Source organism: Enterovirga aerilata (assembly GCF_013044135.1).
Lineage (GTDB): Bacteria > Pseudomonadota > Alphaproteobacteria > Rhizobiales > Beijerinckiaceae > Enterovirga > Enterovirga aerilata.
Genome location: NZ_JABEPP010000007.1, coordinates 138,840 through 156,131, shown reverse-complemented (window position 1 = coordinate 156,131; position 17,292 = coordinate 138,840). Strand labels below are relative to the sequence as shown.

The window sequence follows — 17,292 nt, the reverse complement described above, 5'->3', positions numbered from 1 at the left end:
AGGGGGTATGAGCCGGCCCGCAAAGATCGAGCATCCCATTCCGGACGAGGCCATCGAGAAGCACATCGCGATCCTCGGCAAGACCGGATCCGGCAAAACCACCACGTCCAAGGGAATCGTGGAGCGGCTGCTGATGCGTGGCGAGCGGGCCTGCATCATCGATCCAACCGGTGTGTGGTGGGGGCTGCGACTCAAGGCTGACGGCAAGAGCTCGTCCGGACTCGATATCGTCATCTTCGGCGGCCGGCATGCGTATTTGCCACTCGCGGCGGACCAGGGCGCCCGCATCGCCGAGATCGTCGGGCGATCCAGCACGCCGGTCGTGCTCGACACGTCACAGATGCAGGTTGGCGAGCGGACGCGCTTCTTCACCGAGTTCGGGAACGCACTCGTTCGGGAGAACCGAGGCACGCTACACGTCGTCGTGGACGAGGCGCACCTGTTCGCGCCACAGGGCCGCGTGGCGGACCCGCAATCCGCGAACATGGTCCATGCCGCGAACAACCTCGTCTCGCTCGGCCGATCCCGCGGGCTGCGGATCACGCTCATCTCTCAACGGCCGGCGAAGCTCCACAAGGACAGCCTCACCCAGGTCGAGACGATGATCGCGCTCCGGCTCGTTGCTCCGCAGGACCGGAAGGCGGTCGAGGAATGGATCGCGGATCAGGCGGACAAGAAGACCGGAGCCGAGATCGTCGCATCTCTGCCGACGCTCGGGACCGGCGAGGGCTGGGTCTGGTCGCCCGAGATCGACCTCCTAAAGCGCATAGGTTTTCCGCCGCTTCGCACGTTCGATTCCAGCCGACCCGGCGCCGATGACGAGATCGGCGCGGCAGGGCTCCCGGCGATCGATGTGGAGGCGCTGAAAGCGGCGCTCGCTACAAGCCCGGACCCCGCTCCGGAGGTGAAGGCCACCCTGGGCAAACCGGCCCGAGTTGCGGAGGCTCGGCAGCGCGAATACGATCACGGTTTCGCCGATGGTCAGCGCGCCGGCATCGTCATCGGATTCGAACAGGCACGCCGCGCACTCGCCGAATTCCAGCGCACGATGGCCGCTGCCCTGGGTGACAGCGCACGTGACGCGTCACGTGACGCCCCGCTCTCAGAGGCTGAGCGCGCTAGGCGGTATCGAGAAAGACGCCGTCACGCATCACGTGACGCAGCCGTGACCCGTGACGCGAAGCCACGGGCGGCTAAGACCCGGTAAGGAGTACGGAAATGACGAAAAGCGAGATGCACACGGCGACACTGGCGATCGGTCAGTGGCTGGAGCGGCACAACCTCAAGGGCTGCAAGCTCGTCCTCGAGTTTGAAGACGACGCAAGGGCGCACCATGCCCAGTTGGCATTCGACATGGAGCTGACAAAGGCTGTTCTGCCCTCCGATCTCTCGACAGATCAGAAGCTGAACGGAATCCCACTGCAGTTCCGCGGCGCGCCTAGGCGGTAGCTCTGGTGGCGGTGGGTGTCTGCCGGGAATTGAGGGGTCGCGCCGCATGCGGCGAGCGGCCTGACCTACCCCGGCCGCCAGATCTCGTCCGGGCCGGCCCTGCGCTCCTCCTCCGCTATGCGGGCCCGCTTGGAGACCGCCTCCGCCTCGATCTGAGCACAGAGGAGCAGATAGGCGAGCGTCCCCTGCCCGTCCGCCTCGGCCCGTTCCCGCAAGGCCTCGATCGCCAGCACCATGTCGTCCGGCGTGTGGGGCGGGATGATGGGGACGGATGAGCGCGGCATGCCGCAGGATAGGCCGGAGAGCGGCGTGGCGTCACCATGACTCCTGCCGCGTTCCCACTATGTTCACGGAATGGACGAACCGATTCTAACTTGGCGCGCAGCGCGGCACCCGCACACGGGCAAGCCCATTCCGGACGAAGGCGAGCTCTTCGACGATCATCTGCAGGTCGGGACGGTCGGTCTTGGCAGGGTCGGGACCATGAATGGCGTCTGGGGCTGGTCGATGCCGGCCTACGGCCGCGGAATGGTGCAAGACCTCTCGTATCCCCGGAGCGGACTCGCCGGGACAAGGGAGGAGGCGAAGGCGGCTTGCGAGGCAGCTTATCGCGCGCTCCTGGCCCTCGCTCCTGACAATCGTGCGACTATCTTCGCCGGGAACGCCGCATGTGAGGAACGCACGCGCCTCTGGGAAACCGGCGAGGGCATGAAGCTCTCGATGGAGGCGACGGAGCGGCGGATCAAGCTCGACCGCCAGATGGTACTCGATGAGATCGCGAGACGGGAGCGCTAAACCGCGGCGGCCCGCTCATCCTTCTTGGCGCCTCGCGCGACGATATGGAGCGAGCCATCCGGGAGAGGCCGCTGCAGCGCCTTGGCCTCAGGCCACGGCGCCCGGAGCCAGACGTCCCACTCCTCGGGCGTGGTCAGGATCACCGGCATCGCCTTGGGGTGGATCGAGGCGACCTCCGCGTTCGGCGAGGTTGTGAGGAAGCCGTAGAGATCGCAGGTGACCTCGCCCTCCTTGAGCTTCCGGACAGAGCGCCATTGCGGCGTCCAGATGCCCGCGAAAGCCGTCAGGGGCCGCTCCTCGCTCAAGGCGAACCAGATATCGCCGCCCTCGCTCCTGTTGAACTCAGAGAAGCTCGTCATGGGCACCAGGCAGCGGCAGCCCTCGCCGAGCCAGCGCCGCCAGTGCGGCGACGTGGTGTTGCGGATGTTGGTGACGCCGGGATCGGTCTTCCGCCCCTTGAGGGCAAAGACAGGCGACGGCATGCCCCAGCGCGCCATGACGAGCTCGCGGTCGCCGTCCTGGCCGCTGCGCACGATCGGCGCCGCGTAGTCCGGAAAGACCGCCGGGAGCCACGGCAGATTGCCGGTCAGGTCGCGGCCGACTCGGAATAGGCCGCGGATCGCCTCCTGATTGGTCGTGACGCTGTAGAGGTTGCACATCCAGGCGAGCTTAGCGGCTCGCGATCCTCTGTCGAGCCGCCCAGAACAGCCCGTCGCGGAGCGGAAAGCGCTTGACGCACGTTTCGTGACGTGTCATAAAACAAGGGTCAGCCGATGCTGACGCCGCGCCCCAGGCTCACGAGGGCGGGATGAGAGCGATGACCCAGACCCTTCCGCCGCTCGCCGGCACGCCCAAGCAGATCGCATGGGCCGAGGAGATACGGGCCGCCGCCCTGGCCGAAGCCGAGCGCGTGTATCCCCAGAAGAAGGTCGAAGCGATGCGGACGGTCGCCCGCCTGCTCAAGGGCGAGAATGGGGACAAGGAGCGGGCGCGGCTCGCGCGGTATGATGCGGCCATGGCCAAGCTCACGACCGAGACGAGCGCCAACTGGTGGATCGACAACCGCGATGCGTCCCGGACCTACGTCTACGATGCCGTCATCGCCGACCGCATCGTCACTCGCGTCATCGTGGCGGGATGACGGCCATGACCACCCTTACGCTCAACGACGATCAGCTCGTCCTCGTGTGCCAAGGGCTGGCCCGGATCATGTCCGAGGAGGCCGAGGCGGCGGGACGTTACATCTTCGATTATGCCGACCGCCCCGACGGACCGGGATCACTGATAGATAAAGAAAGGAATCGGTATCTCGCCGCCGCGGCCATCCTCGACGCGATCCACGGTACAGATTATCCCGAACGTCACATCTTCCGCCTGAGCCAGTTCAAAACCGACGCGCGTAACGCGGCCCGCCGCCACGCGGATCGACGACTGGAGCGAGGCGACCACCTCAGCCCTGCGCAACGCGCCCTTGCAGCCGAGCTGGATGGCATCCCATGATGACCGCCCCCACTATCCACGCGGCCCAGCGCGAGGCGGATGCCGCGTACTTTGAGGACTGGTCCGAGTGGATCAGCCTCGACGGTCGCCCGGTGCGGCCTATCGAGGCGGCGCATTGGGATTCCTCGCGCCGCCCCAGCGCGCCCGCCGGGGGCTGGGCACGCTACTGGTGCCTCCCGCCGGACAGGGGGAGCGAGAAATTCTGGCTCCACGTCGGCCCGGGCGAAGACCTGATCCGACGCCTCCCCGGAGCCAAGCCGATCCGCCGGCACAGATACGACCAGACACCAGGCTACTGGTCTGTCCCGGCCGCGAGTTGGCGCAGCCTGCGTGCGATCCTGCCCCGGATCAAGCAGATGACCATTGCCAAGGAGCAGGAGTCCGCCCGCCGCGAGGCCAGCCACAGGGCTGAGGCGGTGGCGGTGGCGGCCCGGAGGATCGCCGAGGCCGCCTCGGGCGACCGCGATCTCGCCGGCATCATCGATGCAGTCGGCAACGCGGTGGCCCTCCGCGCGCCGGAATTGACCGCATGGGAGCGGCGCTTTGCGGCGGACATCTGCGATCGCTGGCTGGCAGCCGGAGGCTCGATGCGCCTCAGCGACAAGCAGCGGGCCGTGCTTGATCGCATCCACGACAAGATCAGGCACCGGGTCCTGGTCTGATGACCGACCGCTATCTCTGGCACCTCACCCTCGACACCGGCCATGGTCGTCGCTCCTATCGCGACGAGGTGAGCGATGCGGTCGTGACCACGCTCAGACAGCAGATATCCGAGATGCTGGCGGGACTGCCTGTCGAGGTCCTGCCCGGGTACCGGCTGACCGGCACGGCCGCGGGTGGAGCCCTCCTCGCGACGGTCGAAAGCGAGACCGCCGGGCCGCTTGCGACGGTCGCCGTCGCGCCGAGCGGGAGATCGTCAACCCGATTGTGGCAGGAGCTGAGCAAGCCGGCTCCAGCTGGGGGCGTCGCCGTCGGCGAGGCGCCAGAGCCACCATGGTGCGCGGTGCGGCTCTATCCGGGGCTCGGTCGTGACCCCGACGCCGCGCACTGGCTTGGGGATTTCGAGCGATGCCTGGCGTGGGCCTGGATCGAGGGAAAAGGGTGATGCCCGGCGGACGACCCCGCAAATACCCGCCAGAGCTCGGCTCCGCGGCCGCGCAGCAGGCCCGGCGCAGGCGGCTCGCGGCCGAAGGCTACGCGACCGTGCGCCTCGACATCCCGCCTGACCTCGCCGCGGCCCTGGACGCCGCTCGGAAGGACGGCGAGAGCCGGGTCGCTCTGATCCTGCGCTCGATCGAGAAGGAGGTCGCGCGGCGCAAGGCCGGGCCCTAAAACGCGAAAACCCCGCCCGGCCGAAGCCGAGCGGGGCGCGTAATCTATCGGACCGGGCCGACCTCGCCGAGGTGCGACATCAGGTCGGGTGCATTGTCACGACATGCTGCGATCGACGCGCTGGCGACGCTGGTTGCAGGGGGATGATGGGTGGGAGCCCTGCCCGCTCTGGCCCTGGCAGCGGGTCACCTATGCAGACGGGACCCGATCGCCTCGCGGCGGCATCGTCATGCGGCGCAGGACGCCGCAGGGGACGTGGGAGTACCGGGCGATGACCAAGCCCGAGATCGTGAAATCGTGGGAGGATTGCCAGTGGTGAGCTAAGGCCGCATCAGGGCCAGCAGCTCGCCGCCGCGGCGGGCGCGTACCAGCTCAGAGATCGCTGAGGTCTGGTGGAGACCGTCGTTGGTGGCGAAGCCGCCCGTGCGAATGGTCGTGCTCGCCACTGTCTTGGCCTTGTTCACCGTCACAGTCCCAGTCGTGCCGTTATAGGTTCCAAGGGCGGTGATGACCGTTCCGGGTTCAAATCCCGTGCCGACGATCGTATCGCCCTTCTTCAGGCTGCCGAACCCACCGGCCGTGATGGTGACGGTGTTGCCCGAGCTGGAGCCCGTCAATCCGGTGACGATGTTACGGTAGCTGGCTGCGGCAGGATCGCGGTCGACCGGCCAGCGCCCGAGACGCAGCGGATCGATCGCGTCGGCGACATCCCAGCAACCGATCTCGCCGGCGATGCCCGCCCGAACCAAATCGTTGAAGTCGAGCACCTTCGGATTGTTCGTCCCGTCCGCCTGACCCGCCGTTGATGTCCATAAGTCCGACGATTGGTTGTAACAGGGCAGCGTGCAGCCGATCATCGGGAGGTCGGGATAGCGGGCCGCGAGTGCTGCTCTTCGGCCTGCCAGAGTCGCCGCGCTGTCACCCCCGCCCCCGATATCGTTCGTGCCATGCATGTTGATGCCGCGGGAGTGATACGGAACGCCGGTCGCAACCCCGGGCACGAGGCCTCGCGCGACCTGATCGCTGAACGTGCGGGTCGCGGAGAGGTATTGCGCGAGAAGAGAGCCGGATGTCGCCAGCGAGGAGTAGCCGTGGTGCGAGCCGAGCGTGCGAGCGATAAAGCCGACATCGTAGCTCCCGTCCGTGATGCCCTCCGTCCCGCCTTCCTCGAGGCTCGTCCCGAAGAGTAGCGCCGAGGGCTCGGTCGTGTCCGTCAGAATGAGGAAGGGCGTGTAGGTGATGACGTTGGCGTTGTAGGCCGTACCGGCATCGATCTTATCGACGATCGTGCCCGTGCCGCTTTCCCAGCCGTCGTAGGGCGAGGCGACGTAGTTCGATTGGTGCTGCCGGAAGCAGACCGCGCTGTCGCTCCTCTGGAGCACGTTGGCCAGAAGCAGATCGCCCTTTCGGATATCGGTGATCGTCGGGAAGCTGAGGACCGCCGCGCCGCCTGCCGCTGCGGTCACGAAGCCCCCTTCGGCGTTCGACACGACCGCACCGTCCCGCAGCCGGCGGAAGGACATCTTGAAGTCAGTCGGTCCGAATGACTGCTCGTTCTGGCCAGAGCCGACGCGGAGGTTCGGGAGGACCACCTTCAGCCCGCTCCGCACGGCAGAGCGGAAGTAGTGCGGCGAGGTCGTCCCTTGCCAGCGACCGGCGCCGGTCAGGTGGTTGTTCGGCAGCATGCACCGCGTCGCGACCTGGCCGAGATAGGGTGCGGGTCCGGAGGACGAGCCGGAGCCGGAGCCGCCACCACCCGCACGGCCCGAGAAGACGTTCCGCAGCATCTCAGCCCCCGTAAAACTCGATGGATCCCTTGCAGGCCGCAGGCGCGCGCAGGCAGAGATGCGTCGGAACGGTCGTGCCATCCCCGAGCGTCTCAGGGATGCGCCGGGCCGCGGGATTCAGGATGCTGCCGGTCCCATTCGTCGAAGTGGCCGAGGGCAGCGCGAAGGTCGTGTTCGACACGCCGAGCCTCAGCCTGAAATCGCCGTCGAAGGAGAACAGCGCAAAGCGCGCCCCGGCCGGGATCGGGACGCGCACGAGCGTGTCCGCGGCGAGCACCACGTCCTCGACATAGTCGGCGACGGCCGGTGCGAAGGATCCACGGTTGCCTGAGTATGGATATTGCGCTTCGAAGAAGCCGCGCATGTCAGATCTCCAGGTGATCGAAGCCCGCCGGAGCAGGCGGGGGTGTCAGCGCGGGTCGCGACGCGGACTGTCCAGGAGCTGCTGGCGCTCGATCCGCTGCAGCGTCTCAGCTGTCTCGGCCGTGTTGTGCCTGATCTCGCGCAGGTGCTCGATCACGGCGGCGGGACCGGCGAAGGCAGCCAGGTTGGTATCGGCGATCGTCCCCGGTGCCGGCGGAGGACCGGATCGGCCGTCCTTGCCCGCCCGGACCACGAGATAGATCCCGGCAAAAAGGATCACGGCGCCAACCGCAGCCTGGACGATCGGGAAATTGTCGAACGCCTTCAGCACCCCGATAAGCTCCCCCACCAGTCAACTCCGGTTCGCAAGGGCGTCGAGATGGCGGCCGAGATGGGACCGGCGCTGCACGGCATCGTGGCGGGCCCTGTAGGCCGACAGGAGCTCGAACATGGTCAGGGTCCCGAAGAGCGGGATCCCGAGCGAGGGCGCGTTGGCATAAAAGGCGTCCCGGAACAGCGCGAGCGTCATCTGTCCCCAGATCACGGCGCCGACGACGCAGCACCAGGCGCGGATCATGGCGCCCTGGGGCGTGATCCGGCCGTGGTTGATGTTGCCGTTGGCCCAGAGCGCAAAGCCGCGCAGTGCCCCTATGGCCCCGAAGATCGCCGCCATGTTGCTCTCGGTGAAGCCTACATCGGATAGGCCCCGGAGAGCTGCCCGCTCCAGCGTATCCCCCGGCAACGCCAAGGTGATGCTGATCAGCACCATCATGACCGCCATCGCCCACTCGAATTGGCGATGGACGCTGTAGGGGCCAGGGGCCGCGTAGTACACGCGCGTCAGGCCCCGAGCGGCTTGGTGGCGACGAAGCGCCCATAGAGGGCGATCGCGGCGCCGATCATCGCCGTGATCAGCGGCGCATAGAGCTCGCCGTTCGTCACGCCGGATGCCCAGAGCGCATAGAGACCGAAGCCGCTCGACACGATGGTGCCGATCGAGCCCAGCGCGACCCGGCTCTGGTGCCAGGGCTCGTTGTTGGTCGCGTGCGCCACGACCGCCTTGACCTCGGGCGTGACGGCCTCTGCGATCCGGGCCGCCGCGACGCTCGGCAGCTCGGATGCCACCGGGACCGTTGGGTCCTGGATCGCGTCCTTGACCGCGCCCTTGACGGCATCGGAGACGGCGGCGGCGATGGTGTTGCTGGACATGGATGTCTCTCCTCAGTCCGCCGCCTGCGCGGTCACCACGGCCGAATAGGCGCGGCCGATCGTGTCGAGGGCGGAGCGGACGTCGCCGGGCGGCTGGTCGCAGACCGTGTTGACGACGGCACCGGCATAGGCCGCAGCGTCCTGCACCTTCGGCGAGGCGAAGATCCCGACCGCGGTGAGGGCCATGCGGGTGAGGCCGCAATAGCGCACCAGTTCGCCCGAGGCCTTGGCCACAGCCGCATCGGCGCGGCTGGGCGGAACCGGAGCCGCGATGTCGGGGCCGGTCGGCGCCGTGGCGGTCACGCAGCCGCCTAGGGCGAGCGCGCAGGACAGCGCGCCCGCAGCGAGGATCGCTCGGATCATGTGAGGTGCCTTTCGGGATGTGCCCGGAGCCGCCGGGCGGCGGTGGACGTGTTCTCGCGAGCCGGCCGCTACCAGCTTTCACCGGCCTTCTCGGGCCTACGGGTCTTTCGGGGGCACTGGATCGGCCGGGCTACTGGAGCCCCTTATTCGCGCCACATGGCCTCGCGAGAGCAAATCAGGGCAATGGTCCGTCTAGGATCAGGACCGACACCCAGACGAGCTTGCATGCGATGTGTAGGGACTGATCGAGATTGTATGAGATGCGCCCGGCACACTTCGCGTAATCGATTCCAGCGTGCATGATGGCTTCGGCGGCCCCCAGCACGACCGAGCCTGTCGCAAGCCCGACTGCACCTCCATGGATAGCGGCATGACACGCGAGAGCGCCGGGCCAGATCGCTTCTCCCGGTACCAGGGAGAGGGTGTGGTTCTTCGCCTTGCTTAGCCAGTCACCCTGCAAGGGGTAGTCGGCTAGCGCGTGCCCCACGAGGAGCAAGGCCAGCGTAGCAACGAGATCCATCACGCAGCCCTCTTGCGGAGGAGATGCGTGTGCTCCGGCCCGGCATCGTAGCAGGGGCAGACCTTGATCCACTCGCGGGGCTCGATCAGGCCGTCCCCGTCCTTGTCTGGCGAGAAGTCCCGGTGCCCGAGGATACGCGTGATCGGGTAGCGCGAGACGAGATCGGCAAGCAGGCGCTCGATCGCGGCCTTCTGCGCCGGGGTGCGCGTGTCCTTGGGCTTCAGGGTCTTCCGCTCGAGCCCGCCGACATAGGAGATGCCGATCGAGCCGGTGTTGTGCCCGGCCACATGCGCGCCGACGACGCTCTCCGGCCGGCCCGGCTCGACCGTCCCGTCGAGCCGGATGACGTAGTGGTAGCCGATCTGCGCCCAGCCCTGGGCGCGGTGCATCGCGTCGATCTGCTTGACCGTGAGGTCGGTTCCATCCGGCGAGGCCGTGCAGTGGACGACGAGCGTGTCCACGCGCCGCGTGGCGGCCTTTTTCGGGGCGGGAGCGGCCTTGCCCGCGAGCGCGAGCCGCAGCGCCTCCTGCGTCACCGGACCGGGCTTGCCGTCGACGGCGAGGCCGTAGTCCTTCTGGAATCGCTTGACAGCCTTCCGGGTGGCGCTTTTCGGCCCACCGAGGTCCCCATCTGCCCCGCGCGGGCCGACATCATAGCCGAGCGCGTTCAGCGCGGACTGGATCTCCGCATTCGTCATCGTCGTCTCCATGGATCGGGCACACGCACGCGCCCTCACGCGCCGCGGGTGCGCCGCAGCGGGTCAGGACGGCGTCGTGGGTGGGCGGTAAGAGGTGGTCAGCCCGCGTCAGGACGGGCGGCTAGCGAGGCGGGCGAGAGTCCGTGGGCTTCAGGCCTCGCGGACCATGAGCACGCTGCCGGCGCGTGCAGTCCTGAGGCTACTTCCGCAGGATTACTTCGCTACCCGCGATCATCAGGTCGGACAAGCTGTACCCATCTGGAGCATGACTAAGATCGTGCGCGTAGCTTATCAGCTTCCATACGGCACTCGAAAACCCGCAAGCCCTAACATCGTCATAGAACATGTTTGCTGAATACTTGTTCAGCGTGAGGAACTCGGGCCAGACATGGTTCAGAATTAGGTTGCGATCATGCTCCGGATGCTCGTCAAGGTAGCTCGTCACCATACGGAGTAAGGTTGGGTGATCGTATTTTAGATGCGCGAATGGCTCCTGGATGAAGTCGGCCAAATGACTCCCGTAGAAGGAATGGAACCACGGGAAGACCTTGATGAAACACACCCCATCCGGCTTCATCACGCGCCGCATCTCGGTCAAGAGTTGTCGAACCCCGACTACATGCTCAAACACGCCCCAAGAGAAGACGACATCGAAGCTGCTATCATCGAACGGGATATGCCTACCGTCGAAGGTCAAAGGCGTCAGCCTAGGCCTGTCGAACCTCGCATCTTCATAACCACTCGCGGCAAGGCGCTTGACGGTATCATCGACCAGGATTTCCGGAAGGTCTTTGATATCTAGGCCAACTACTTCCGCCGCGCCGTGATTTAAAAGACCAAAGGCGGTCAACAAATCACCGCATCCAACGTCTAGGATGCGCTTACCTTCGATGCTCCCGATGGCCTCTATTGTCTCGGTAGGCACGCCGACGTAATGTGACGTTACCCACGTATCTAGCGGAGGAATAAAAGCCATTCCGGGCAGCTCCTGACCCTCAGATGCCTAACCCGGGCCCCGGCTCCACGCAACTTTGCTATGGCAATAATCGGCGGGCCTAAGCAGCCTTGCACTGTTCGACATGAGCGGCATTCGCGACCTTGTCAACGAACGACACGATGAGCGGGGAGGCTTTCACCCATGTCGTCTCCAGCACGCGCTCGTTCACGAAGCGCCACTCTTCCTCTTCCAAGGTGACGCTCGAGCTGGCGAGCTTGTCGAGCACTCGGATGGCGAGCCTGATCTTGCCGATATTATATGGCTTAGCCGGGTCAGCGTTCTCGACGAGACTTCTGAGGACGGTCAACTCGTCGAACTCCTTACTCTGCTCAAAATTAATGATGCGCATCGACATGTCCTTTCCGTTTCTATCCAGCCCACGCGGGTACCCAAACCTGCGTCCCGTTGATTTCCCCCTCCAGCCACACGGCCGGGGCGGCTTGGTTGGATCCCGGCTTGTTTGCGGCCAGCAGAGCCGATGCCGCGCCGACATTCGTCGTGCCGCTGAGACGTATCTGACCGCTATCGCCGAAGATGACGGCGCGGCCAGCGAAAAGGTCGCCGAAATCATTGACCCTCAGCGCAGGTGCTCCGTCATCCTGAACCCGATAGACAAGGCCGACCCCGGCCTCGTAGGAGAGCTGCCGCTGCCCGGTACTTTCGAACTTCACCGCGGCGACATAGGCAGCCCCGTTGTTGTCGATGCGGACGATGAGATCGTCCGTGATGTGGTACAGCAGACCGGCGTCAGGATCGTAGCTTAGATGACGGACGCCAGTTTCTTCGACAGCGATCCTCTGGTTGGCCGCCAAGGAAATCGCATACTCAGTGATGTCCGCACCTGATAAGTCCAGGCCGCGCTCAATATTTCCGACCGCTGTATAGGCGTAGCGAAATACGGCGCTGGTATCGGTGCTGCTGTCTACCTTGATGCCATGCCCGGCGACACACGCGGGGCCAGTCGACCCGGCGGGCCGGCGGGCCACAATATGCAGCCCCATCCGATTAAAATGTGCATCGGTCCCGTTGGCGACGACATCGACCTCAAACGCGACCATGGCGCGGGCAGGGTCGGCTTGAGCGGTGAGGTCCATGGCCTCCGCCACGAGGGCCCAGGTCGCGCCATGGCCACGTTTGCGAGCCTGGAAGTATCCGGCGGTGTTCTCGGTCGTCCCGCCAGCGTGGTTGTCGAGTTCGGATAGAAACGACCAAATAAAGTCGCTCGTGTTCGCGCCAGCCGTTGCATAGGAGTGCAGAGCCTTGCGCGTCTGCCCGAAATTCCCGCCCGTGTACTGGGCGTTGAGCTGGAATCGTCCGACTGACTCCACGCCGTTACGACCGGCAAGCGCAGGGGTCGTGGCCTCGCGGTACACGAAGAAGCTCTGCCCATCGATCCCGAGGAGCTCGGTCCCCTGGACGTCAGAGGAGAACCGGAAGGCGGGGTCTATCGTCTGGTCGGTCTCCGCCCAGATTTGCCCGTCCTGGTCCGTGAAGGTGAGGCCGACGTCGGGCTCCTCTTCCACACGCTTGAACCAGTGGGCCCGCCCATCTCCAGCGGACACATTCCCGAGCACATGGACGGTCTGAATAGCGGGATCGATATGCTCGGCCGCAGCATCGCTGATCGAGGCGAAAGTCCTTGAGAGCGGGTTGCTGACCGCGCTCTCGAGGCTCGCCACGCGGCCGGGCAGCGAATGGCTTTCGAGGGCACCGATGCGGGCAATGGCATCGGTCGAGATGGCCGGGAGCAAGGTCGCGTCTGTGACGTCCTCGATGTCGATGATCTCGACGCTGACCAGGCCCGTCGAGCCGTAGCTCTGGACATAGGCGCGGGCGTAGACGCCGCCGGGCGGCGGCGCATGATCGACACCCTCCCCGCCGCCCCGCGCCAGTGTCTTGAGCACGAGGCGGCGGCCATCGCTGACATTGGTCGCCGTGAAGTCCTGGACGACCGTCGTGCCGATGACGAGGTGCGCTTGGCTGAGCCAGACGATCCCGACCCTCACGGTATCATTCGAGGGGTCGGCGGAGTTTGCCCGGCGCCGGAATGCCGCCCGCAGCCGATATACGCGGTCCGGCTCGATCGGGACCGCCCGCCGCATGCCGACGATGGCCGGGGACGAGAGCTGCACGGCGCGCCCGTCATCCCCGAAGGTCAGTACCGGGGCGGTCAGATCAGGCAGCGATGCCGCGTCCCCTGCGAGGTCTGCAGGCGAGGAGACGAGCGTAAAGGCAAGCGGCCCGTCTCCTGGGCGGGTCAGTGACCGCGTTGCATCCACGCGCCGGCTCGCCACAACCGAGGCCACAAGATCCAGCCCGGATTTGTCGGCCTTCGTGTCGACGCGACTCGCGAGCAGGTTGAGCCCAGCCTGATCGGCCTTCTGCGAGACCTTCGCAGCTTCGGCGATCGCGGCGTTCAGCCGGGCGAAGTTTGCCGCAGGATCGAGCTGCGGAGAGACGTTCTGCAGATTTGCCATTCGGGGCCTTCAGAAGGCTTCGACGAAATCGAGGGTGACCTGCCCGAACCGGAGCAGGTCGAGGTCTTGTCGCCCGGTATCGTCTGAGGCGAAGCGTGCGAGCGAGACCGGGCGGCCGAACTCCAGGGCCGCGCCGGCGCTGCGGGCGGCCCGGAGCCACGGCCTGATCGTTGCGATCCGAGACGAGCTGGCGCCGGAGTCCGGGACGTTCAGGGCGGTGATGACCTTCAGCTCGGATCCGACCGAGAAAAACATCCCCGGCCGGATCAGGCCGCCGCGGTAGCGCGCGATCGTCACCCGCGTTGCGTTCAGCCCGGCCGGGGCGCCGAGCCTGAAATCGAGCAAGCCCGTTGTGATAGGGTTCGTGGCGAACGCTGGATCATCCGCGATCGAGGCCGCATGCTTGGCCGGGGTGATCGCCCCGCCCGTGAGCGGGTCGATGTTCCAGGGGCTCCGCTTCCCGTCGTAGATGGGCACCATGGCCGTGCCGGCCTGTCCATCCATGCCCTCGACAAAGGCGCCGAGGTCGAGGACGTCGTCGCGCGTCCGAACGGCAACGGTTAGCGACCACGTCCAGACGCCGCCGCCGGGGGCAAACACGAACTGCTGCGAGCCGGTCTGATCCGCCCCGCCGGAGCGAGCTGGGTTCCTCCGGTTCGGCCGCGTCGCCTTGATGATGGTGAGGGTATCGGGCCAGATCGGCATCAGGCCACCGTCACGGTCGCAGGGCCGAGCGGTGCCGCGGCTGTGCCCGAGGCGTTCCGGGCCACGAGCCAATAGCGGTACGTGCCGGCGGCGAGGCTCTCCGAGAACACCATGGACTGGTTCGGCGCTCCGGCCAGCGTCCCGACGATCGTCGAACTGCTATAGGCCGCGCCCGAGCCGGTCGCCCGCCTGACCTGGACATCGGCGATATTGGCCGATCCGGAGTTGATCCAGACGACAGTGACCAGGCTGCCTATCGCCTCGACGCCGAAGGCAGTGGGCTGATCCGGTGGCGTCCCGTCCGCCACGGCTACGATTGTTGCAGGATCCGGCTCGGTCCAGTCACTCTGCAATGCCGCACCATAGGTCGCGAGCGCTCCCTCCGCCTCGTAAACCTCCCCATCGGCGAGCACGGACGAGATCAGCGACGCCCGGTTCTCGCCCTCCTGCGCCATGTTGAGCCAAGCGGTGTCCCCGACGCGGCGATATCGCCCGATGAGCGACAGGTCCTCGCGCGCCGGTTCCGCCGCGATCAGGCGGAGGAACACGGCGCTCGTGCCGCCTGCGACCACGCGGCGCTCGACGAGCATCACGAGGCTCTCCGGCGGGTCGGGCGGCGTGGCGGCCAAAACAGAGTTCGGGCTCGCCGGGACCGCCGGTGTCGTGCCTTCCTCTGTCTCCGCGTTGAAATCGTAGGTATCGGACCGGAGTGAGGCGAAGTCGAAGGTGCATGTGCCGGCCTCGATGTTCGCGACCGCACGCTCCACGATGAATACCTCGTCGAAGCCGTAGCGGTCTGACTTGATCCGGACAGCCTCTTCGAACAGGCACGGCGCCCAGCTCAGGTCCGTGACCATCCCGAGCAGGCGCCATGCCGGGTTCTTCTTGGCCGTATAGATCTTCGCCAGTCGGCGAAGCTGGTTGTGGTTCTGCACCCACGGGCGGTCGAAGGTGGTTTCGAGCAGCTCGGCCGCGTCGTCGGCCCATGGGTAGTCCGGATCCACCCACGGATCGCCCTCGATCTGCTGATAGCCGTGGGGTGGCGAAAGGTAGGAGATCTTCAGCCGGTTGAAGGCAGCAAGCTTGGACGAGCCCTTGATGATCTTGCGGGAGATGACCCCCGCATCACCGAACGTGAGCGTGACGGCCGGGAACTTGCCGCCCGTGACACCGATCGTGCCGTCCGGCTCCAGAGTCAGGCGCCCATCGCAGGCATCCAGCATCTGCTGGAGCGTGTCGGCCGGCTCATCCTCCGCTGCCCGGTGACAGCCGGCGAGGTAATAGCGCGGGAATGCCACTCCGTTCTTGTCGTGGATGGTCTCGTCGCAGAGCGCGTTGAACGCCTGCCACGATGCGGTGTTCAGGAGCGAGAACGGGACACGCGTGCCAAAGCCGTGATTGAGGAAGGTGTAGATGCACGGCCCGGCGCGGTCACTCCACACCCATGTGGCCGGGTCCTCGGTCTGGCCCGGGTCGCGGACGTCACGGACCTTCAGGTCCCGGGTACGGAACAGCGCTTCCGGCGGCCGGCCACCCGGGAAGACCTGGTTGAACTTCTCCTTCTTCGGTGCCGTCGACGTGACGAGGGCGGTCGCACAACCGTCCAGCCGGTGGGCATCCGTCCAGTAGCTGAGGCCGCTGACCAACGTGTCGAAGGTCGGCTCCGGCACATTGCCGACGCGCAGTTCGACCGCAACGGCGTTCCCCCACGGGGCGATCGTCGCGATCCCGCCCGGAAACGTGATCGGCGTGATCTTGCCGTCGAGCTGGACCTCCTCGAAGGCGTCGATCGGTCCCTCGCCGAGGTAGTAGCCGTCGAAGAATTTGCCGCCCGCGGCATCCCACATGAATTTCGGGCCGGCGCGCAGATTGCGGCCGAACCAGATCGTGCGTGAAGGTAGCGCCTGCCGGAGCGAGAGTTGCTGTGCGGCGATTTTCTGCTTCGGCTGCTGGCTGCCGACGAGCAGTTGCAAGCCGAGTAGCCCGCCCGCGATCGTGACGCCGCCTACGATCGAGGCTGCCGATACGCCTGCGATCCCGACAGCCGTCGAGACGCTGGCGGACACCCCGAACGCGCTGGAGATGATGGCCGCTCCAATAGCCTCAGCCATCAGATGCTCCAGGCTGCGAGCATGGGCAGATCCTCGATCAAGACGCCCTCATCTGCCTTCGCGGCCCATTCCTGCCCGTCGCGGATCGCCATGATGATCTGCCCGGCCCGGTCCATGACGACGCCGACATCGCCGGGGACGGGCTCAACCGCCTCCGGGAGGCCCGTCTCGGCCATCAGGCGCCGCGCCAGGGGCAGGAGCCCGCCTGCCCTGCGGAGATGGCGCTCTGCCCCGAGGGCTGTCCTGTAGCGGCCCCTGAGTTGCGCCGCGGGGTCAAGCCCGCGCCAGGCCACGATCCAGTCGCAGGGCCAGAGGCAGCAATCGGAGCCACCCCGGGTGAGGGGGAGACCGAAGCCGCGGGTGATGAAGGCGCGCAGCTCGGCCGCGCGATCCCTTACGAGTAGCCCGGCCATGTCGGGTTGGCGTTGACGTAAGACGGGATCTGAACCGCGCCCATGTTGCCGGGATGAACGAGTTGCTGGTCGATGTGAGAGAGATACGCGCCGGCCGGGCGGCGGCGGCGGAAGAGGAGGTTGACGAGCGTCACCGTGATCGTGGCCGTCGTTGGCCCGGTCTCCTCGATCGACATCTCGTCCATGTAGCCGGCGTAGACCGCGACGGGCTGGTCGATCAGCTCAAAGGTCTGCGGGTCGAAGTATTGCTCGAAGATCCGGGCGGGGCGCCCTTTGGTCTCATGCTCGGCCGCAAGAGCCTTGGCGACGAGATCCGGCGCCACACCTGAGAGCGACAGGCTAGGCGATCCTGACTTCGGAACGAGCGAACGCTCGATATCCGAGATCTTGCCGAGCTTTCCGAGTCCCTCCCAGACGACGAACCCCTCCGCGCCGGGGGTGCGGGTCCGGAGCGGGCCGTAGCCGTTGTGGAGCCACTTCGTCTCCGAAGCGAAGTCGAGCCGGACGCAATGCGCGGTGACGACCGTGCGTCGGTCCTGGATGGCCCGGACGAGATCGGGGTAGTTGCCCATC

26 protein-coding genes are annotated in these 17,292 nt (G+C 66.4%); 9 read left to right on the top strand and 17 right to left on the bottom strand.

The genetic code is table 11. The features are described 5' to 3' along the window. Window positions 1–7: 7 nt before the first annotated feature. Together HJG44_RS22250 and HJG44_RS22245 are read left to right on the top strand one after the other, a co-directional pair. Window positions 8–1,207 (top strand): ATP-binding protein, encoded by a 1,200-nt coding sequence (locus HJG44_RS22250; RefSeq protein ID WP_171220593.1) that lies wholly within the window; start codon window positions 8–10, stop codon window positions 1,205–1,207. A gap of 11 nt (window positions 1,208–1,218) precedes the next feature. Beyond that, the gene (locus HJG44_RS22245; RefSeq protein ID WP_171220592.1) at window positions 1,219–1,449 is read left to right on the top strand and encodes a hypothetical protein; all 231 of its coding nucleotides are present in this window, start codon (window positions 1,219–1,221) and stop codon (window positions 1,447–1,449) included. Window positions 1,450–1,514: 65 nt separating this feature from the next. On the opposite strand, the gene HJG44_RS22240 is transcribed toward HJG44_RS22245, so the two are convergent. Next, entirely contained in the window at window positions 1,515–1,733 is a 219-nt protein-coding gene (locus tag HJG44_RS22240) for a hypothetical protein (RefSeq protein WP_171220591.1), read from the bottom strand. 70 nt (window positions 1,734–1,803) lie between these two features. On the opposite strand from HJG44_RS22240, the gene HJG44_RS22235 reads away from it, so the two are divergent. Further along, window positions 1,804–2,244 carry a hypothetical protein gene (locus HJG44_RS22235; RefSeq protein ID WP_171220590.1) on the top strand — a complete coding sequence of 147 codons (441 nt, stop codon included), beginning with the start codon at window positions 1,804–1,806 and terminating at the stop codon, window positions 2,242–2,244. Here the strand turns inward: HJG44_RS22235 and HJG44_RS22230 are convergent. Beyond that, window positions 2,241–2,903, bottom strand: coding sequence for an SOS response-associated peptidase (locus HJG44_RS22230; protein ID WP_171220589.1), 663 nt, complete (start codon window positions 2,901–2,903; stop codon window positions 2,241–2,243). The genes HJG44_RS22235 and HJG44_RS22230 overlap by 4 nt on opposite strands. A gap of 158 nt (window positions 2,904–3,061) precedes the next feature. Between HJG44_RS22230 and HJG44_RS22225 the strand changes: the two genes are divergently transcribed. The 6 genes from HJG44_RS22225 to HJG44_RS22200 all read left to right on the top strand — a co-directional run bounded on the left by HJG44_RS22225 (window position 3,062) and on the right by HJG44_RS22200 (window position 5,395). Then, entirely contained in the window at window positions 3,062–3,385 is a 324-nt protein-coding gene (locus HJG44_RS22225) for a hypothetical protein (RefSeq protein ID WP_171220588.1), read from the top strand. A 5-nt stretch (window positions 3,386–3,390) separates the two neighbouring features. Then, on the top strand, window positions 3,391–3,744 hold the full coding sequence (locus tag HJG44_RS22220) for a hypothetical protein (protein ID WP_171220587.1): 354 nt from the start codon (window positions 3,391–3,393) through the stop codon (window positions 3,742–3,744). Beyond that, window positions 3,741–4,406: a hypothetical protein gene (locus HJG44_RS22215; RefSeq protein WP_171220586.1), complete on the top strand. Its 666-nt coding sequence runs from the start codon at window positions 3,741–3,743 to the stop codon at window positions 4,404–4,406. The genes HJG44_RS22220 and HJG44_RS22215 overlap by 4 nt, the downstream gene beginning before the upstream one ends. Further along, on the top strand, window positions 4,406–4,849 hold the full coding sequence (locus HJG44_RS22210) for a hypothetical protein (protein WP_171220585.1): 444 nt from the start codon (window positions 4,406–4,408) through the stop codon (window positions 4,847–4,849). The genes HJG44_RS22215 and HJG44_RS22210 overlap by 1 nt, the downstream gene beginning before the upstream one ends. After that, complete coding sequence (locus tag HJG44_RS22205) at window positions 4,849–5,076, top strand: hypothetical protein (RefSeq protein ID WP_171220584.1); 228 nt, start codon at window positions 4,849–4,851, stop codon at window positions 5,074–5,076. Before HJG44_RS22210 ends, HJG44_RS22205 begins: the two co-directional genes overlap by 1 nt. 103 nt (window positions 5,077–5,179) lie before the next feature. Continuing rightward, window positions 5,180–5,395 (top strand): hypothetical protein, encoded by a 216-nt coding sequence (locus HJG44_RS22200; RefSeq protein ID WP_171220583.1) that lies wholly within the window; start codon window positions 5,180–5,182, stop codon window positions 5,393–5,395. A 1-nt stretch (window position 5,396) separates the two neighbouring features. On the opposite strand, the gene HJG44_RS22195 is transcribed toward HJG44_RS22200, so the two are convergent. From HJG44_RS22195 to HJG44_RS22120, 15 genes are all read right to left on the bottom strand, one after another. Beyond that, window positions 5,397–6,863, bottom strand: a complete 1,467-nt coding sequence (locus HJG44_RS22195; RefSeq protein ID WP_171220582.1) for a hypothetical protein — start codon at window positions 6,861–6,863, stop codon at window positions 5,397–5,399. A gap of 1 nt (window position 6,864) precedes the next feature. Continuing rightward, the gene (locus HJG44_RS22190) at window positions 6,865–7,227 is read right to left on the bottom strand and encodes a hypothetical protein (RefSeq protein ID WP_171220581.1); all 363 of its coding nucleotides are present in this window, start codon (window positions 7,225–7,227) and stop codon (window positions 6,865–6,867) included. 45 nt (window positions 7,228–7,272) lie between these two features. After that, window positions 7,273–7,575 (bottom strand): hypothetical protein, encoded by a 303-nt coding sequence (locus HJG44_RS22185; RefSeq protein WP_171220580.1) that lies wholly within the window; start codon window positions 7,573–7,575, stop codon window positions 7,273–7,275. A gap of 3 nt (window positions 7,576–7,578) precedes the next feature. Then, the gene (locus tag HJG44_RS22180; protein ID WP_246736426.1) at window positions 7,579–8,007 is read right to left on the bottom strand and encodes a hypothetical protein; all 429 of its coding nucleotides are present in this window, start codon (window positions 8,005–8,007) and stop codon (window positions 7,579–7,581) included. 59 nt (window positions 8,008–8,066) lie between these two features. Then, window positions 8,067–8,435, bottom strand: a complete 369-nt coding sequence (locus tag HJG44_RS22175) for a hypothetical protein (RefSeq protein WP_171220579.1) — start codon at window positions 8,433–8,435, stop codon at window positions 8,067–8,069. A 12-nt stretch (window positions 8,436–8,447) separates the two neighbouring features. After that, a complete protein-coding gene (locus HJG44_RS22170) occupies window positions 8,448–8,798 on the bottom strand; it encodes a hypothetical protein (RefSeq protein WP_171220578.1) in 351 nt (116 codons plus the stop codon). A 175-nt stretch (window positions 8,799–8,973) separates the two neighbouring features. Beyond that, a complete protein-coding gene (locus HJG44_RS22165; protein WP_171220577.1) occupies window positions 8,974–9,318 on the bottom strand; it encodes a DUF3307 domain-containing protein in 345 nt (114 codons plus the stop codon). Continuing rightward, window positions 9,318–10,016 carry a peptidoglycan recognition protein family protein gene (locus HJG44_RS22160; RefSeq protein ID WP_246736425.1) on the bottom strand — a complete coding sequence of 233 codons (699 nt, stop codon included), beginning with the start codon at window positions 10,014–10,016 and terminating at the stop codon, window positions 9,318–9,320. Before HJG44_RS22160 ends, HJG44_RS22165 begins: the two co-directional genes overlap by 1 nt. Before the next feature lie 199 nt (window positions 10,017–10,215). After that, complete coding sequence (locus tag HJG44_RS22150) at window positions 10,216–10,992, bottom strand: class I SAM-dependent methyltransferase (RefSeq protein WP_171220576.1); 777 nt, start codon at window positions 10,990–10,992, stop codon at window positions 10,216–10,218. Window positions 10,993–11,071: 79 nt separating this feature from the next. After that, window positions 11,072–11,368, bottom strand: a complete 297-nt coding sequence (locus HJG44_RS22145; protein WP_171220575.1) for a hypothetical protein — start codon at window positions 11,366–11,368, stop codon at window positions 11,072–11,074. 13 nt (window positions 11,369–11,381) lie between these two features. After that, on the bottom strand, window positions 11,382–13,490 hold the full coding sequence (locus HJG44_RS22140; RefSeq protein ID WP_171220574.1) for a hypothetical protein: 2,109 nt from the start codon (window positions 13,488–13,490) through the stop codon (window positions 11,382–11,384). Between the two features lie 9 nt (window positions 13,491–13,499). Then, complete coding sequence (locus HJG44_RS22135) at window positions 13,500–14,195, bottom strand: hypothetical protein (protein WP_171220573.1); 696 nt, start codon at window positions 14,193–14,195, stop codon at window positions 13,500–13,502. Further along, window positions 14,195–16,306 carry a phage tail protein gene (locus HJG44_RS22130; protein ID WP_171220572.1) on the bottom strand — a complete coding sequence of 704 codons (2,112 nt, stop codon included), beginning with the start codon at window positions 16,304–16,306 and terminating at the stop codon, window positions 14,195–14,197. Before HJG44_RS22130 ends, HJG44_RS22135 begins: the two co-directional genes overlap by 1 nt. After that, a complete protein-coding gene (locus tag HJG44_RS22125) occupies window positions 16,306–16,719 on the bottom strand; it encodes a DUF6950 family protein (RefSeq protein WP_171220571.1) in 414 nt (137 codons plus the stop codon). Before HJG44_RS22125 ends, HJG44_RS22130 begins: the two co-directional genes overlap by 1 nt. Continuing rightward, window positions 16,701–17,291 (bottom strand): hypothetical protein, encoded by a 591-nt coding sequence (locus tag HJG44_RS22120; RefSeq protein ID WP_171220570.1) that lies wholly within the window; start codon window positions 17,289–17,291, stop codon window positions 16,701–16,703. Before HJG44_RS22120 ends, HJG44_RS22125 begins: the two co-directional genes overlap by 19 nt. Window position 17,292: the final 1 nt, after the last annotated feature.

What these genes read in the sequence shown, in the direction of transcription:
- HJG44_RS22250 (WP_171220593.1), top strand. Translation starts at nt 8, where the DNA reads ATGAGCCGGCCCGCAAAGATCGAGCATCCCATTCCGGACGAGGCCATC.
- HJG44_RS22175 (WP_171220579.1), bottom strand. Translation starts at nt 8,435, where the DNA reads ATGTCCAGCAACACCATCGCCGCCGCCGTCTCCGATGCCGTCAAGGGC.
- HJG44_RS22220 (WP_171220587.1), top strand. Translation starts at nt 3,391, where the DNA reads ATGACCACCCTTACGCTCAACGACGATCAGCTCGTCCTCGTGTGCCAA.
- HJG44_RS22135 (WP_171220573.1), bottom strand. Translation starts at nt 14,195, where the DNA reads ATGCCGATCTGGCCCGATACCCTCACCATCATCAAGGCGACGCGGCCG.
- HJG44_RS22145 (WP_171220575.1), bottom strand. Translation starts at nt 11,368, where the DNA reads ATGTCGATGCGCATCATTAATTTTGAGCAGAGTAAGGAGTTCGACGAG.
- HJG44_RS22160 (WP_246736425.1), bottom strand. Translation starts at nt 10,016, where the DNA reads ATGACGAATGCGGAGATCCAGTCCGCGCTGAACGCGCTCGGCTATGAT.
- HJG44_RS22235 (WP_171220590.1), top strand. Translation starts at nt 1,804, where the DNA reads ATGGACGAACCGATTCTAACTTGGCGCGCAGCGCGGCACCCGCACACG.
- HJG44_RS22170 (WP_171220578.1), bottom strand. Translation starts at nt 8,798, where the DNA reads ATGATCCGAGCGATCCTCGCTGCGGGCGCGCTGTCCTGCGCGCTCGCC.
- HJG44_RS22195 (WP_171220582.1), bottom strand. Translation starts at nt 6,863, where the DNA reads ATGCTGCGGAACGTCTTCTCGGGCCGTGCGGGTGGTGGCGGCTCCGGC.
- HJG44_RS22245 (WP_171220592.1), top strand. Translation starts at nt 1,219, where the DNA reads ATGACGAAAAGCGAGATGCACACGGCGACACTGGCGATCGGTCAGTGG.
- HJG44_RS22120 (WP_171220570.1), bottom strand. Translation starts at nt 17,291, where the DNA reads ATGGGCAACTACCCCGATCTCGTCCGGGCCATCCAGGACCGACGCACG.
- HJG44_RS22130 (WP_171220572.1), bottom strand. Translation starts at nt 16,306, where the DNA reads ATGGCTGAGGCTATTGGAGCGGCCATCATCTCCAGCGCGTTCGGGGTG.
- HJG44_RS22230 (WP_171220589.1), bottom strand. Translation starts at nt 2,903, where the DNA reads ATGTGCAACCTCTACAGCGTCACGACCAATCAGGAGGCGATCCGCGGC.
- HJG44_RS22215 (WP_171220586.1), top strand. Translation starts at nt 3,741, where the DNA reads ATGATGACCGCCCCCACTATCCACGCGGCCCAGCGCGAGGCGGATGCC.
- HJG44_RS22150 (WP_171220576.1), bottom strand. Translation starts at nt 10,992, where the DNA reads ATGGCTTTTATTCCTCCGCTAGATACGTGGGTAACGTCACATTACGTC.
- HJG44_RS22140 (WP_171220574.1), bottom strand. Translation starts at nt 13,490, where the DNA reads ATGGCAAATCTGCAGAACGTCTCTCCGCAGCTCGATCCTGCGGCAAAC.
- HJG44_RS22225 (WP_171220588.1), top strand. Translation starts at nt 3,062, where the DNA reads ATGACCCAGACCCTTCCGCCGCTCGCCGGCACGCCCAAGCAGATCGCA.
- HJG44_RS22200 (WP_171220583.1), top strand. Translation starts at nt 5,180, where the DNA reads ATGCTGCGATCGACGCGCTGGCGACGCTGGTTGCAGGGGGATGATGGG.
- HJG44_RS22190 (WP_171220581.1), bottom strand. Translation starts at nt 7,227, where the DNA reads ATGCGCGGCTTCTTCGAAGCGCAATATCCATACTCAGGCAACCGTGGA.
- HJG44_RS22240 (WP_171220591.1), bottom strand. Translation starts at nt 1,733, where the DNA reads ATGCCGCGCTCATCCGTCCCCATCATCCCGCCCCACACGCCGGACGAC.
- HJG44_RS22205 (WP_171220584.1), top strand. Translation starts at nt 4,849, where the DNA reads ATGCCCGGCGGACGACCCCGCAAATACCCGCCAGAGCTCGGCTCCGCG.
- HJG44_RS22125 (WP_171220571.1), bottom strand. Translation starts at nt 16,719, where the DNA reads ATGGCCGGGCTACTCGTAAGGGATCGCGCGGCCGAGCTGCGCGCCTTC.
- HJG44_RS22165 (WP_171220577.1), bottom strand. Translation starts at nt 9,318, where the DNA reads ATGGATCTCGTTGCTACGCTGGCCTTGCTCCTCGTGGGGCACGCGCTA.
- HJG44_RS22210 (WP_171220585.1), top strand. Translation starts at nt 4,406, where the DNA reads ATGACCGACCGCTATCTCTGGCACCTCACCCTCGACACCGGCCATGGT.
- HJG44_RS22180 (WP_246736426.1), bottom strand. Translation starts at nt 8,007, where the DNA reads ATGGCGGTCATGATGGTGCTGATCAGCATCACCTTGGCGTTGCCGGGG.